This window comes from Luteimonas viscosa, from assembly GCF_008244685.1.
Taxonomy (GTDB): domain Bacteria; phylum Pseudomonadota; class Gammaproteobacteria; order Xanthomonadales; family Xanthomonadaceae; genus Luteimonas; species Luteimonas viscosa.
In genome coordinates this window covers 1,601,947-1,615,730 of the sequence record NZ_VTFT01000001.1, presented here as the reverse complement: position 1 = coordinate 1,615,730, position 13,784 = coordinate 1,601,947, and the positions used below count along the sequence as shown (strand labels likewise).

At 70.4% G+C, this 13,784-nt stretch carries 11 protein-coding genes; 4 read left to right on the top strand and 7 right to left on the bottom strand.

From position 1 onward, the window contains the following. Positions 1-20: 20 nt before the first annotated feature. Both FZO89_RS07190 and FZO89_RS07185 read right to left on the bottom strand, forming a co-directional pair. Positions 21-1,910: a hypothetical protein gene (locus FZO89_RS07190; protein WP_149102607.1), complete on the bottom strand. Its 1,890-nt coding sequence runs from the start codon at positions 1,908-1,910 to the stop codon at positions 21-23. A 3-nt stretch (positions 1,911-1,913) separates the two neighbouring features. After that, positions 1,914-2,861 carry a GNAT family N-acetyltransferase gene (locus FZO89_RS07185; protein WP_187471071.1) on the bottom strand — a complete coding sequence of 316 codons (948 nt, stop codon included), beginning with the start codon at positions 2,859-2,861 and terminating at the stop codon, positions 1,914-1,916. Between the two features lie 140 nt (positions 2,862-3,001). Here FZO89_RS07185 and FZO89_RS07180 point away from each other — a divergent pair, with 140 nt between their 5' ends. Continuing rightward, complete coding sequence (locus tag FZO89_RS07180; protein ID WP_149102605.1) at positions 3,002-3,493, top strand: acyloxyacyl hydrolase; 492 nt, start codon at positions 3,002-3,004, stop codon at positions 3,491-3,493. Between the two features lie 106 nt (positions 3,494-3,599). Here the strand turns inward: FZO89_RS07180 and alr are convergent, their stop codons facing one another. Both alr and FZO89_RS07170 read right to left on the bottom strand, forming a co-directional pair. Further along, positions 3,600-4,676, bottom strand: coding sequence for an alanine racemase (gene alr, locus FZO89_RS07175; RefSeq protein WP_149102604.1), 1,077 nt, complete (start codon positions 4,674-4,676; stop codon positions 3,600-3,602). A gap of 1 nt (position 4,677) precedes the next feature. Continuing rightward, complete coding sequence (locus FZO89_RS07170; RefSeq protein ID WP_149102603.1) at positions 4,678-5,961, bottom strand: D-amino acid dehydrogenase; 1,284 nt, start codon at positions 5,959-5,961, stop codon at positions 4,678-4,680. 247 nt (positions 5,962-6,208) lie between these two features. Here FZO89_RS07170 and FZO89_RS07165 point away from each other — a divergent pair, with 247 nt between their 5' ends. From FZO89_RS07165 to groL, 3 genes are all read left to right on the top strand, one after another. Further along, entirely contained in the window at positions 6,209-6,682 is a 474-nt protein-coding gene (locus FZO89_RS07165) for a winged helix-turn-helix transcriptional regulator (RefSeq protein ID WP_149102602.1), read from the top strand. 750 nt (positions 6,683-7,432) lie between these two features. Next, positions 7,433-7,723 carry a co-chaperone GroES gene (gene groES / locus FZO89_RS07160; RefSeq protein ID WP_149102601.1) on the top strand — a complete coding sequence of 97 codons (291 nt, stop codon included), beginning with the start codon at positions 7,433-7,435 and terminating at the stop codon, positions 7,721-7,723. Positions 7,724-7,862: 139 nt separating this feature from the next. Beyond that, positions 7,863-9,509 carry a chaperonin GroEL gene (groL, locus tag FZO89_RS07155; protein ID WP_149102600.1) on the top strand — a complete coding sequence of 549 codons (1,647 nt, stop codon included), beginning with the start codon at positions 7,863-7,865 and terminating at the stop codon, positions 9,507-9,509. 88 nt (positions 9,510-9,597) lie between these two features. Here the strand turns inward: groL and FZO89_RS07150 are convergent, their stop codons facing one another. The 3 genes from FZO89_RS07150 to FZO89_RS07140 form a co-directional block, all read right to left on the bottom strand. Next, complete coding sequence (locus tag FZO89_RS07150) at positions 9,598-11,217, bottom strand: YadA-like family protein (RefSeq protein WP_149102599.1); 1,620 nt, start codon at positions 11,215-11,217, stop codon at positions 9,598-9,600. A 158-nt stretch (positions 11,218-11,375) separates the two neighbouring features. Beyond that, complete coding sequence (locus FZO89_RS07145) at positions 11,376-12,668, bottom strand: hypothetical protein (RefSeq protein WP_149102598.1); 1,293 nt, start codon at positions 12,666-12,668, stop codon at positions 11,376-11,378. Beyond that, positions 12,665-13,765, bottom strand: coding sequence for an OmpA family protein (locus FZO89_RS07140; protein WP_149102597.1), 1,101 nt, complete (start codon positions 13,763-13,765; stop codon positions 12,665-12,667). Before FZO89_RS07140 ends, FZO89_RS07145 begins: the two co-directional genes overlap by 4 nt. Positions 13,766-13,784: the final 19 nt, after the last annotated feature.

Sequence of the window (13,784 nt, the reverse complement as noted above, 5' to 3'; positions counted from 1 at the left end):
CCGCCGGGGGCAGGACCGGTTCAGCGCCGCGGAAGATCGTCCGGGCGCCGGCTGCGCCGGAACCGCAGCGCCTGGCGCCAGCGCCGGCTGTTGATCAGCCCGCGCGAATGGAACAGCGCCAGCATCACCAACACCGTCGCCGCGCTCGCCGCCAGCGCATAGCGCAGCTTGGCCCAGGCGCCGTCGAACCCGAAGTCGATCAGCTGGAACACCACCTGCAGCATGCCCAGGAAGGCGACGTAGAACAGCACGCGTTCGAGGAACTTCTCGGACTTCTGCGCCTCGTTGCCGCGCAGGTCGTCGACCGTCTGCTCCAGCTCGCCGACCACCTTCGCCCAGTACTCCTCGCGCTGGTTGATGCCGCGCACCGTCTCGATCGATTCGTAGAACTCGCGTTCGGTGTCGTAGCGCAGCACGTTGAAGTAGCGGTGCCTGGCGACGTGGTTGAAGGTGTCCAGCCGGAAGCGGCGGAACGCCTCGAACGCCTCGTCGGCCACGTGGGTGGAATAGGCGCGGGTGTCGTCGATCGCGTCGGCGTGCAGCAGGCCGTCGCGTTCGAGCTTCTCGATCAGGCCGCGCACCATGGTCTCGTAGGTCCGCACCAGCGATTCGTTGTGCATCGTCATCAGATGCACCAGGAACAGATAGGGACAGGTGCCGATCCAGCCGCGCCCGACCTCGAGGCTGCGCGAACCGGCCACCACCTCGTAGACCGAGCTCTGGGTGGCGTAGACCAGGAAGTGGCTGTCCTGGTCGTCGATGCCGGTGGGCGGGTAGATCGGATCGGTGCCGTCCTGGATCTCGGACACGTCCTGGCGCAGGAAATCGACGATGTTCTGCAGGAACCCCGAGACGAAGTAGTAGTCGAGATGCGTGGGCGGGCAACGCCCGGGTTGCAGGTCGGCCTCGTCGTAGCGGTTGCGGCCGTCGTCGCCCCGTGCCGGCCGGATCGCGGTCAACTCGCGCAGGCCGGTCCGCAGCTGCGGCCGCAGCAGGGCGAAGAAATACGGGTCCTGCAGCAGGAATACCGTGCGGCAGCGCAGTTCGCCCAGCGCGCGCGCCGCGGCGTCGTCGGCGTCGCGAAGGGGAAGCAGCAGCCGGCGCCACAGCCCGCCTTCGCGCGGGGGCGACGCCATCTCGATGCCGCGACGCGCCAGCGCGACGCGCACGCCGGCCAGCAGGCTGGCCGCATGCCGTTCGAACATCGCCGCCACGTAGGCCTGCAGCGGAAGCGCCGCGCCGGCCAGGCGCGAATGCACGCGCAGGCCGTCGTCGGCGCCGTCGAGCCAGCGCGTGCCCTCGGTCGGGAACACCGACTTCTGCAGCAGCGACAGCGCGTAGTAGTGCGCGTGGTCGTGCGCGTACGCCAGCTCCAGCGACAGGTGGTAGGTCAGCGCGGTGTTCGAATGCGCCACCCAGAAGGCGCGGCAGCGCGCCGCCAGCCGCACCGGCGCCGACAGCGCCAGGGCGAAGCGGTCGCCCTCGGTTTCCCAGCGCACGTCCGCGGGGAACGCCAGTTCCAGCTCGTCGCAGACGTTCTCGCCGTCGGCATCGTCGCCGCGGCGCGGATCGCTCGGCGTGTCGAGCAGGAAATCCTGGATGAACAGGCCGCGCTGGCGGTCGGCGATGTCGTTGAACAGCGGCTCGATGGCGTGTCCGAGGCGGCGGCTGTCCTGGTAGTCGTCGGCGTCGGGGTCGTCGTCGCCGCGCAGCGCGGCGAGCAGGGCTCGGTTCCAGTAGCAACTTCCCTCGCGGTCGGTCACGAGCGCCTGCATGCGCGCTTCCTCGACCAGGAACGACAGCGTCAGGTGCAGGCGGCCCGGCCCTTCGCGCAGGGCCAGCGCCTCCTCCAGCAGGGCTTCGGTGGTGGGCTCCCCGGCCATCATGCGGTCCCCGTCGTGGCCGGGCATGCGCTACCCGGTCGCGAGCCCGGCCAGGCGTTCGCGAAATCCCCCTCGCGGCGCGCCGGGGCCGGATCCGGCGCGCAATGCCGGAAGATGCGGCAGCGGATCGAGCAATGCAAATCCGCCGCCCTGCGCGCAGCGCCCGGCGCACAGGTCCAGCTGCGCGCGCGCGGCCGGCTGCGCGTGCGGATCGCCGTCCTTCAGCACCGAGATCGCGAAGAAGCGTTCGAGGTGGGCGCCGAGCACGCAGGCGTCGAGCGTGGCCCCGGGGGCGTCGACCACCCCCAGCATCAGGCCCGCGTCGGCCGCCTGCGTCCCCGACAGCGGCGGCTGCCGATAGGGGAAATCGAGGATGCGCGCGCCGAGCCTCGCCCAGACCGCGACCCGGTCGAACTGGTCGATGCCGGCGACCGCGCTGTCCAGGACATAAGCGTCGGCCTCCATCAGCAGCGGGTCGTTGAGCTCGATGAACATGCGCAGCGGCAGCGTGTCGGCGTCCGCGCCGGCGAACGACATCCGCGCCAGCCCGCGGCTGGCCGCGACCATGTCGCGCAGGTGCCCGCGACCGCGATGCGCGGGCGCCACGAACACGTAGTTGAGGTTCATCGCCAGCAGGGGGGCGCCGTCGTGGGCGGCGACCGCGTGGCAGATGAAGTTGGCGCCGCCGACCACGTCGCCATCGCGCTCGGCCACCAGCACCCATTCGCGGAAGGCCCCGAAGCGCGCGAGCAGCCGCGCCTGCGCGTCGCCGTGGTTGAGGGCCAGGCAGGCGAGGAAGCCCTCCCGCCCCTCCTTCTCGTCTGGCAGCACGAAGGCCTGGTCGTAGGCGGCGAAGAAGCGGTCGAACACCTCGCCGCCGCGGGTCGACGCGCGCACCCGCAGCGGTCCGCAGCGGCCGGACTCGATCGCGAAGTCGGCCTCGGCACGGCCGGAAAGCGCGGGCGGCGGAGCGGTCAAGCAGGGTGTCCGGCGGGAAGGCAGGACAGGGTAACCGGCCGCCCGCCCGGAACGCAGTGTGCCGGCGGCACCGGCGCGGCCGCGCTGCGTTTCGCGCCGCCTGGTCTTATCCTTCCGCGGTCCCCCCTGGTCTGCCACCCATGTCGCCATCGATTCGCCCTGCCTCGCGGCTCGCCGCCCTGGCCCTCCCGTTCGTGTTCGCCTGGAGCGCTGCCGGCGCGGCCGAAGTCGAGGTCGGGGCCGGCGTTTCCTTCACCCGCGACAACGAGGACACGCCGGTCGTCGCGCTGGCCTGGCTGCCGGCGTGGCGCGAGTTCCGCGGCGGCATGCTGCACTGGGAACTGGGCGCGATGCACGTGCGCGGACGCAGCGACTCGGACTACGACAACGGCGACGACGTCACACTCTTCCATGGTGGCCTGCGCTACGAGCGCCCGAGCGGCCTGGTCGGCGGGTTCGGCGTGGGCGTGCAGAGCGGCGAGACCGACGCGCTGTCCGGCTCGCCGCAGTTCATCAGCACGATCGGCTGGCAGTGGGGCCGGTTCTCGCTGCTGGCCCGGCACATCTCCAATGCCAGCCTGCACCAGCCCAACGATGGCGAGACGATGCTGCAGGGCGCGTGGCGGTTCTAGCGGTTCCGGTGATGGTGGCGGAAGGTTGCCGACGGCACGCTGCCGCTGCACACACCGCTCGCTGCGGAAGCCGCGTTCCCGCCACCGATCCCGACGGGCGCCGGCGTCAGCCCGTGTAGTGGCGCGGGACGCGCTTGAGACCGGTCAGCAGGCGATAGGGGCTGTTGCCGCTGCGCGCGGCGACGACGGCCACCGGCAGGCGCGGTCCCCACAGCTCGATGTCGCTGCCGAGGCCGGCCGCGGGGTGGTCGGTCAGGTCCACGGTCAGCATGTCCATCGAGACCCGTCCGATCAGTTCGCCCGGCCGGCCGTCGATGACCACCGGCGTGCCCGAGGTGGCGTACTGCGGATAGCCGTCGGCGTAGCCGGCCGCGACCACGCCCACCCGCGTCGGGCGCGTGGTGGTGAAGGTACCGGCGTAGCCGATCGGCTCGCCCGCGGCGAGCTCGCGCACGGCGATCACCTTCGACTCGAGCCGCATCACCGCGCGCAGCGCGTCCGCTTCCGCGCGCGGCGCGTCGAGCATGTGCGAGCCGTACAGCATCAGCCCCGGGCGGGACCAGTCGCGGCGCGAATGGGGCCATGCCATCAGCGCGGCCGAGTTGGCCAGGCTGGCCGGGGTGCCGGCCGGCAACCGCGCCAGCGCGGCGTCGAAGGTGGCGAGCTGGACGCGCGTGCTGTCGTGGCCCAGTTCGTCGGCGCGCGAGAAATGGCTCATCGCCACCATCGCGTCCACCCACGGCAGCGCGCGCAGTCGCTGCCAGGCGGGCAGGTATTCGTCCGGCGACAGGCCCAGCCGGTGCATGCCCGAATCGAGCTTCAGCCAGACCCGCCAAGGACGCGAGGCGCGATGTCGCTCGAGCGCGTCCACCTGCCACGGCGTGGCGACCACGGTCCACAGGTCGTGGCGTTCGACCAGCGGCAGTTCCTCGACGTCGAAGAAGCCTTCCAGCAGCAGGATCGGCGCGCGGATGCCGCTTTCGCGCAGTTCCAGCGCCTCCTCGATGCAGGCCACGCCGAAACCGTCGGCCTCGCCCTCGAGCGCGCGCGCGCAGGCGACCGCGCCGTGGCCGTAGGCATCGGCCTTGACCACGGCCAGCGCGCGGCCGCCGCCGAGCGCGCGTGCATGGCGGTAGTTGTGGCGCAGGGCGTCGAGGTCGATGGTGGAGCGGGACGGGCGCATGTCAGCGCAGCCCGGTCGGGACCGGCCACGGGCGATCGTAGCGCGAGATGTCGAGGCCCTCGGGATCGATGGCGGGCGTGCGCCCGTCGACCAGGTCGGCCAGGTACCGCGCCGAACCGCAGGCCATGGTCCACCCCAGCGTGCCGTGCCCTGTGTTGAGCCAGAGGTTGCGGTAGCGCGTGGCGCCCACCACCGGCGGGCCATCGGGCGTGGACGGGCGCAGGCCGCTCCAGAATTCGGCGCGATCGAGGTCGCCGCCCTCCGGGTACAGGCTGCGCACCACCATCTCCAGCGTCTCGCGCCGCGTGCGCGGCAGCGACCGGTCGTAGCCCGAGACCTCGGCCATGCCGCCGACGCGGATGCGCTGGTCGAACCGGGTGATCGCGACCTTGTAGCTCTCGTCGAGCACGGTGGAGTGCGGCGCGAGTTCCGGGCGGACGATCGGGATGGTCAGCGAGTAGCCCTTGAGCGGGTACACCGGCAGGCGGACGCCCAGCGGCGCCAGCAGCCTGGGCGACCAGCTGCCGAGCGCGAGCACGTAGGCGTCGGCGGTCTCGGTGCGTCCGCCGATGCGCACCCCGGCCAGGCGCTCGCCATCCCCCAGCAACGCCTGCACCTCCTGGCCGAAGCGGAACTCCACGCCCGCGCTGGCGGCCAGCGCCGCCAGCCGGGTGGTGAACAGGTGGCAGTCGCCGGTCTCGTCGCCGGGCAGGCGCAGCGCGCCGGCCAGGGTGTCCTTCACCCTGGAAAGCGCCGGCTCGACGCGGACGATGCCGTCGCGATCGAGCAGTTCGTACGGCACGCCGTATTCGCGCAGGACGGCGATGTCGCGTGCGGCGCCGTCGAGCTGCGCCTGGGTGCGGAACAGCTGGGTGGTGCCGAGGGTGCGCTGTTCGTACTCGATGCCGGTCTCGCGGCGCAGTTCGCCCAGGCAGTCGCGGCTGTACTCGGCCAGCCGCACCATCCGCGCCTTGCTGACCGCGTAGCGGTGGTGGGTGCAGTTGCGCAGCATCCGCCACAGCCAGCGGTACTGTTCCGGGTCGCCGGTGGGGCGGATCGCGAGCGGCGCGTGGCGCGAGAGCAGCCACTTCGCCGCCTTGAGCGGAATTCCCGGCGCCGGCCAAGGCGAGGCATAGCCGGGGGACACCTGGCCGGCGTTGCCGAAGCTGGTCTCCAGCGCGGGGCCGGGCTCGCGGTCGACGACCACCACTTCGTGGCCCTGCCGGCGCAACGACCACGCGGTGGTCACGCCGATCACGCCGGAACCCAGGATCAGGATGCGCATTGCCTGTTCTCTCGCCACACGCCAGTGGATGGAAGGATGGAAAGCTCGCCCGCAGGTGCCGTCGCTTCGCTGGACGCGCAGACGTGGGGATCGCCGCGGAGGGCCTCACGCATACGCCCCCTAGGTTCCGGGAGTTGCCGCGCTGGCCGTGGCATTCTCCAGTATAGAAAGACGATTGCAGTCGATTCGACTGATATCGAGGCTCAGGACAGGTAATATTCCTGCAGAAGCCGTTCCTGGCAGGACCATGAAGCCGCGCGAGCTCGACCGCATCGACCGCCGCATCCTGCGCATCCTGCAGCAGGAGGGGCGCATCCCTTTCACCGAACTCGGCGAACGAGTGGGGCTGTCGAACACGCCGTGCACCGAGCGCGTGCGCCGGCTCGAGCGCGATGGCGTGATCACCGGCTACCACGCACGGCTGGCGCCGGCCTCGGTGAAGGCGGGGCTGCTGGTGTTCGTGGAGATCAGCCTGGCCTACAAGTCCGGCGACATCTTCGAGGAGTTCCGCCGCGCGGCGCTGAAGCTGCCCAACGTGCTCGAATGCCACCTGGTGTCGGGCCACTTCGACTACCTGATCAAGGCCCGCATTTCGGAGATGGCCTCGTACCGCAAGCTGCTGGGCAGCACCCTGCTGACCCTGCCGCATGTGCGCGACTCGCGCAGCTACATCGTGATGGAAGAGGTCAAGGAGACGCTGGAGCTGCCGGTCGCGGATTGATGGCGCGCCTGCGATGCGCACCGCGATCCTGCGCGACGGGCGCGGTCGTCGAAGCGCGTTGCGTGTGCTAAGTCGCGGCGCGGCATCGCGCGTGACATAGGGGTCCAGAACATCCGGGCCGCCGCTGTACGGTCTCGTGGCGACCTGACGGGCCCCGCTGCGACCGGCGGGCTTTCGCGGCGAATGTCCCCCGGCCTCCGCCTCGCGGCGGAAGCCTCCTCCTTGATTTCGCCGCGAAAGCCCGCCGGTCGCAGCGGCGCTCGGCTGACGACTGGCACGTGGATCGCCAGTCCCAAGCCGGGGTGTGCGCTGGGTTGTTGGATCGGGAAACCTGGACCCTGCTCCGCAGGGTGCGGGTGTCCCCGGGGACGAAATCAAGGAGGAGCCGTCGGCCGCAGGGCGGCGGCGGGGGACATTCGTCTCCGGGGGCACCCGTGCCCTGCGCCGCGCGACAAGGGCTCAACAACGTTGTTGCTGTCCTGTCACCGGTCCCGGCAGTCCTTCCCCGTGCGCGCTGACACCCGCCTGCCGGGAACCGGGACGCGCGTGCTCTGGACACGATGCCGGGCCCGCCGGGGTGCGGGAGATTTTTCTTCACCGGCCCTTGAAAGCCCCAAGACGCCGCCCCATGTTCCGCCCACCTCCCGGCCTGCCCGGGATTTTCGTGCCCACGGTGCTGGCAGTCGTCATGTGCGAGTGCTAACATCGCCACCACTTTCCCAGTCCAATCAATCACTTAAAGGATTGAATATGAGCAATATCAAGCCGCTGTACGACCGCGTGGTCATCAAGCGCATGGAAGAAGAGAAGCTGTCCGCGGGTGGCATCGTGATCCCGGACTCGGCGACCGAGAAGCCGATCAAGGGCGAAGTCGTCGCGGTCGGCGAGGGCAAGGTGCTCGACAACGGCAGCGTCCGCGCGCCGAAGGTCAAGGCGGGCGACAAGGTGCTGTTCGGCAAGTACAGCGGCACCGAGGTCAAGCTCGACGGCACCGAGTATCTGGTGGTGAAGGAAGACGACATCTTCGCGATCCTCGGCTGAGCCGAGTACCGCGAAGGGATTCGGGATTGGGGATTGGGGATTCGTAACGGCGCAACGCGCCGCCCCGCCCCTCCCGAGCCCGCCGCCTTCGCTTTCTCCAATCCCCAATCCCCAATCCCCAATTCCGGAGTTTCATCCCATGGCTGCCAAAGAAATCCGTTTCGGTGAAGACGCACGCGCCAAGATGGTGCGCGGCGTCAACACGCTCGCCAACGCCGTCAAGGCGACCCTCGGCCCGAAGGGCCGCAATGTCGTGCTCGAGAAGAGCTACGGCGCCCCGACGATCACCAAGGACGGCGTGTCCGTCGCCAAGGAGATCGAGCTGTCCGACAAGTTCGAGAACATGGGCGCGCAGATGGTGAAGGAAGTCGCGTCCAAGACCTCCGACAACGCCGGCGACGGCACCACCACCGCCACCGTGCTGGCGCAGGCGCTGATCCGCGAGGGTTCCAAGGCGGTCGCCGCCGGCATGAACCCGATGGACCTCAAGCGCGGCATCGACCACGCGGTCAAGGCCGCCGTGGAAGAGCTGAAGAAGATCAGCAAGCCCACCGCCGACGACAAGGCGATCGCCCAGGTCGGCACGATCTCGGCCAACTCCGACGAGTCGATCGGCAACATCATCGCCGACGCGATGAAGAAGGTCGGCAAGGAAGGCGTGATCACCGTCGAGGAAGGCTCGGGCCTCGACAACGAACTCGACGTGGTCGAGGGCATGCAGTTCGACCGCGGCTACCTGTCGCCGTACTTCATCAACAACCAGCAGTCGATGTCGGCCGAGCTCGACGACCCGTTCATCCTGCTGCACGACAAGAAGATCTCCAACGTCCGCGACCTGCTGCCCGTGCTCGAAGGCGTGGCCAAGGCCGGCAAGCCGCTGCTGATCGTCGCCGAGGAAGTCGAGGGCGAGGCGCTGGCGACCCTGGTGGTCAACACCATCCGCGGCATCGTCAAGGTCTGCGCCGTCAAGGCCCCGGGCTTCGGCGACCGTCGCAAGGCGATGCTCGAAGACATGGCCGTGCTCACCGGCGGCACCGTGATCTCCGAGGAAGTCGGCCTGCAGCTCGAGAAGGCGACCATCGCCGACCTCGGCCGCGCCAAGAAGATCCAGGTCTCGAAGGAGAACACCACGATCATCGACGGCGCTGGCGACACCTCCGCCATCGAGTCGCGCATCAAGCAGATCAAGGCGCAGATCGAAGAGACCTCCTCCGACTACGACCGCGAGAAGCTGCAGGAGCGCGTGGCCAAGCTGGCCGGCGGCGTGGCGGTGATCAAGGTCGGTGCCTCGACCGAGATCGAGATGAAGGAAAAGAAGGCCCGCGTCGAAGACGCCCTGCACGCCACGCGTGCGGCGGTGGAAGAAGGCGTGGTCCCGGGCGGCGGCGTGGCCCTGGTGCGCGCGCTGCAGGCCATCGGCGAGCTCAAGGGCGCGAACGAAGACCAGAACCACGGCATCGTGATCGCCCTGCGTGCGATGGAAGCCCCGCTGCGCGAGATCGTCACCAACTGCGGCGAAGAGCCCAGCGTCGTGCTCAACAAGGTCAAGGACGGCAAGGGCAACTACGGCTACAACGCCCAGACCGGCGAATACGGCGACATGATCGAGTTCGGCATCCTCGACCCGACCAAGGTCACCCGTTCGGCGCTGCAGAACGCGGCCTCGATCGCCGGCCTGATGATCACCACCGAAGCGATGGTGGCGGAGCTTCCGAAGAAGGAAGAGCCGCACGCCCACGGCGGCGGTGGTGGCGGCATGGGCGGCATGGGTGGCATGGATTTCTGATCCGGCTTCACCCGCTGCACCGCAAGACGAAGAACCCCGCCGCGAGGCGGGGTTTTTCTTTGTGCCCGGATCGTGCGTGCCGCCCGCCTTACAGGTCGATGCCGAAGCCCACGCCGGCGGACTTCTCGCTGCCACTGAACGCGCCGCCCAGGCTGAAGGACGCAGTCCTGCCGACGCGCTTGCCGTAGCCGATCGACAGCGCGCTTTCGCCACCCTGCCAGCCGGCGCCGACCGCGATGCGCCCGCGCGGGCTCTGCGTGCCTGCGGCGTTGATCGCCATGTTCAGCATCGCGCTGCCCATCGCGCCCTGGCGGTCGATGCGGCGGTCCTGACGGTGCATGCGACGATCGATGTCGTCGAAGCGGTCTTCGAATGCGTCCATGCGTGCGTTCAGCGCCGATGGATCGAAGCCGGCGATGCTCGCGATCTGCGCGTCGGTATAGGCATTGGCGGCGTCGAGCGTGGTGGCGTCGCCGGTGTCGGCGTAATCCTGCGCGGCATCCAGCGTCGCATCGTCGGCGGCATCCGCATACGTCCCTGCAGCCGACAGCGTGGCGGCGTCCCCGCCGTCGGCGATCGCGCGTACCTCGGCTTCCGACAGGCCGCCCGGTCCCAGGCCGGCGACCTGCGCGTCGGTGTAGGCGTTCGCGCTGGCCAGCGAGGCTTCGAGCTGGCGCAGGTTGACCGCGTCGGTCGGCGCGGTGCCGTCGGCGACATGGATGATCTGGCGCTCGAAGCCTGCGCTGCCCACCGACACCGTCCACGCGCGGTCGGCAAGCGCGCCCGCGCCCAGCGCGACACTGTTGGCCCCGGTGGCGCTGGCGTTCTGCCCGATGGCGACCGATCCGGTGGCGTCGGCGCCGGCATTCGATCCCACAGCGACGCTGTCGCTGCCACCGGCGACCGACGACTGGCCCAGCGCCACGCTGCGGTCGCCGGCGGCATGCGCATCGAAGCCGATCGCCACGCTGGTGCCCCCCTCGGCGAAGCTGCCCTGCCCGAGCGCCGCGCCCTGGCCGAGTGCCCGGCTGCCATACCCTCCAGCGAACGAACCGTAGCCGGCAAACGCCTCGGCACCGATTGCGGTGGCGAAGTCCTCGCCCGCGACCGCGTCCAGGCCGATCGCGGCCGCGCCGAAGCCGATGGCCTCGCTGGAGAACCCGGCGGCGAGGCTGCGATCGCCGACGGCGCTGTTGAAGGCGCCGATCGCACTGCTGAACTGGCCTGCGGCCGTGTTGTTCCTGCCGAACGCGTTGCTCTGTTCGCCGTCGGCGGTGTTGCCGACGCCCATGGCACTGGCCTCCATCGCGGTGGACGTATTGCTCCGGCCGATCGCCACTGCGCGGGCCCCGGATGCGGTGTTGTCCTGGCCCACAGCCACCGCGTTCGTTTCCGTCGCGGTATTGAGGAAACCGATCGCCACGCTGCCGACGCCGGCGGCCACGTTCACGCGGCCCATGGCGGTGCTCTGGTTGCCGCCGGCGTCGTTTTCCAGGCCGAAGGCGACGCTGCCTACGCCGCCGGCGACGTTGTCGATGCCGCAGGCGACGGCGTCGGACGAGCCGGGGGCGCTGCTGCCGCCCGTGCTTTCCGCGGCCGTGCCGTCGTCGGCGAGGATGCAGCTCTCGCCGGCAGTCGCGTCGGGGTAGGAGAGACTGAAGAGGATGGCCAGCGCCAGCGCGGCGCGGGACGGGAATCGAATGCTCATGGCGGGCTCCGGTGACGGAAACGGCGGAGTGCCGCTCCCACCTGACCGCATTCGGGAAGCGCCACGATCCGGGGCCACCGTCCGGGTCGCGAGTGGGGTGGATCCGCCTTCCATGTGCAGCGGGCGGTGGCGCCTGTCACAGCGGTCGCGGAAAGGCCTCAATCCCCGGTCACCGGCAATCCGTGCTCCCGTGCCCAGCGCAGCGCCTCGTCGCGCGCACCTTCGTCGAGTTGCTTCATGCGTTCGCGGTGGACGCGGCGACACTCCGCGCCGCTGCGTCCCTGCGGACATGCGCGCAGGGCGGCGTCGATCTCCGCCGCCTGGTCGACCAGCGATGTCGCGTCCTCGCCGAAACCGATCGCCTGCTCCAGCGCCGGTCCGGCGAACGCGGTGACGATCCTGTAGCGCCGGGTGTCGAGTCCGGCGACCGCAGGCTGCATCTGCTTCAGGTCGATCACCACGTCGCCGCCGTCGCGGTCGGCGCCCTCGTAGCGCACGCGCCGCACCTCCCGGTTGACGCGCACGCGTGCGTCCTTGATCACGCCGCTGCCCATGCCCAGCCACGGGACCTGCGTGACGACGGCGCTCGCGCCCGGCGCGACCCACACCTGCAGGTAACGTTCCGTGCCGTCGATGTCCACCTTGCCGCGCGCGCCCCGGGCGCGACCGGGCGGGGCGCTGCCCAGGCGCTGCGGCGTGCGCGCGATGCTGGACAGGAACTCGTGCGTGCGTGCCGCGCTGGCCAGCCACGCGAAGGCGGCCGGGATGTCGTCGCCGAGCTTCATGCACGCGCGGCCGACGTCGGGATGCGTGCCGCACAGCAGGAAGTCCCCGTTGGCCTTGCGGATCAATCCGTCGATCGCGGCATCGGCCGGCAGCGGCGGCGCGGTCGCCATCAGGTGGCCGATCGCATCGCCGGTGACCAGCCAGCTGCCGTCGGCGCTGTTGACGAAATACTTGAAGTCCTCGAGCAGGTCGGCGCTTTCGACGGTGTGCAGGATCATCCAGTCGAACTGGAACTTGCCCAGGTCGCCCTCGGGGTTGCGCGGGAAGCGGCTGTCGGCGCGATAGGCCGCTTCGCGCGCCTGCTTGCGCCTGCGCCACTCCGCGTCGCCGGCGTCGGTGGGCTTGACCAGGTCGTTGGGGATGTCGAACGGACTCTGCCAGCCCGGGATCTCGTCTCCGGTCCACGCCGGCTTGTCGGCCAACCGGTCGGGGATGTGGAAGGGATCGGCCTCGCCCGGCAGGCTGCCTTCGGGCACGTCGGGCTTGTCCGGCGGAATGAAGCGCTCGCCCAGGTCGCGTGCCTTCGACGAGCCGGATTCGACGACGTCGAGCGGCGCGTCGGGCGGATCGAACGGGTTCGGGATCGCGCCGGTGGCGAAGGCGAACGCCGCCGCGCCGACGACCAGTGCGGCGATGCCGGAGGCGGCCGCGGCGCTGCGCTTCATTGCTTCACCAGTTCCACGCGCCGGTTGCGCGCGCGGCCGGCCTCGGTATCGTTGTCGGCGACGGGCACGCTGCTGCCGACGCCCTGCGCGGTCAGTCGCGCCGCCGCGATGCCGCGCGCCAGCAGGGCATTGCGCACGGCCTCGGCACGCTGTTGCGACAACGCCGTGTTGGCCGATGCCGTGCCGGTGCTGTCGGTATGCCCCACGACCAGCAGCTTCAGCGCGGTTTGCTGCCGCATCAGTTGCGCGGCCTGGTCGAGCGATGCGTTCGACTCCGGTTTCAGGGTGGCGCGGCCGGTGTCGAAGAAGATGCCGTCCAGTGTGACCTTGCCTTCCTGCGCCAGCCCGGCGGCGAGCGCGTCGGCCGAGACCCCGACCATGCCGGTGTCCATGCCGGCGGTTTCCAGCACGTGCACGTAGGTGATGTTCGGGTTGACCGCGACCGACACGTACGCGGTGCCGTCGCCGTAGGCCAGCCCGCCGGTGAAATAGCGCAGGTCGCCGGCGATGCCCACGTTCATGCCGTTGAGGGTGTTCCAGCCCGGTTTGGCGGTGCTGCCGCAGGCCTCGCGGCGCTGGCATTCGTAGTCCAGGCGGAAGCCGCGCGCGGCCAGCGCGTCGCGGTAGTTGCGCTCGATCTCGAAGGTCGAACGCCCGCGCGGGTTGTCGTAGCGCAGCCGCGTGAGCTTGCCTTCCAGCCGCTCGGTGCGATTCTGCCGCTGCGCGAAGCCGACGATGCGCTGGTACTCGTTGTAGGCGTCGAACTTGCGTTCGCGCAGGTTCGAGCCGGCGTACGGCGTGATCAGCGGATGGTCGCCCCCCGGGTCGGCAGAGGCGCTCTCGCTGCCGGCGCCGCCGCCGACGATCTCGACCTCGTCGCCGCGGCGTTCGGCCTCGCGCACGCAGCGTTCGTCGCCCAGCGCGCAACGCGTGGCGCGGCGGGTTTCCCGGTCCACCTTGCGCTCGACCTCGCTGGTCGCGGCGCGTTCGGCGACCTTTCTCAGCCGGTCGGTCCAGCTCTGGGCGGCTGCGGTGGCGGACAGCAGGGCGATGCCGAGGGCAAGGCACAGCGCGGTGGCGGACGGGCGGTGGAACATGGCGGACTCCCCGGGTGCA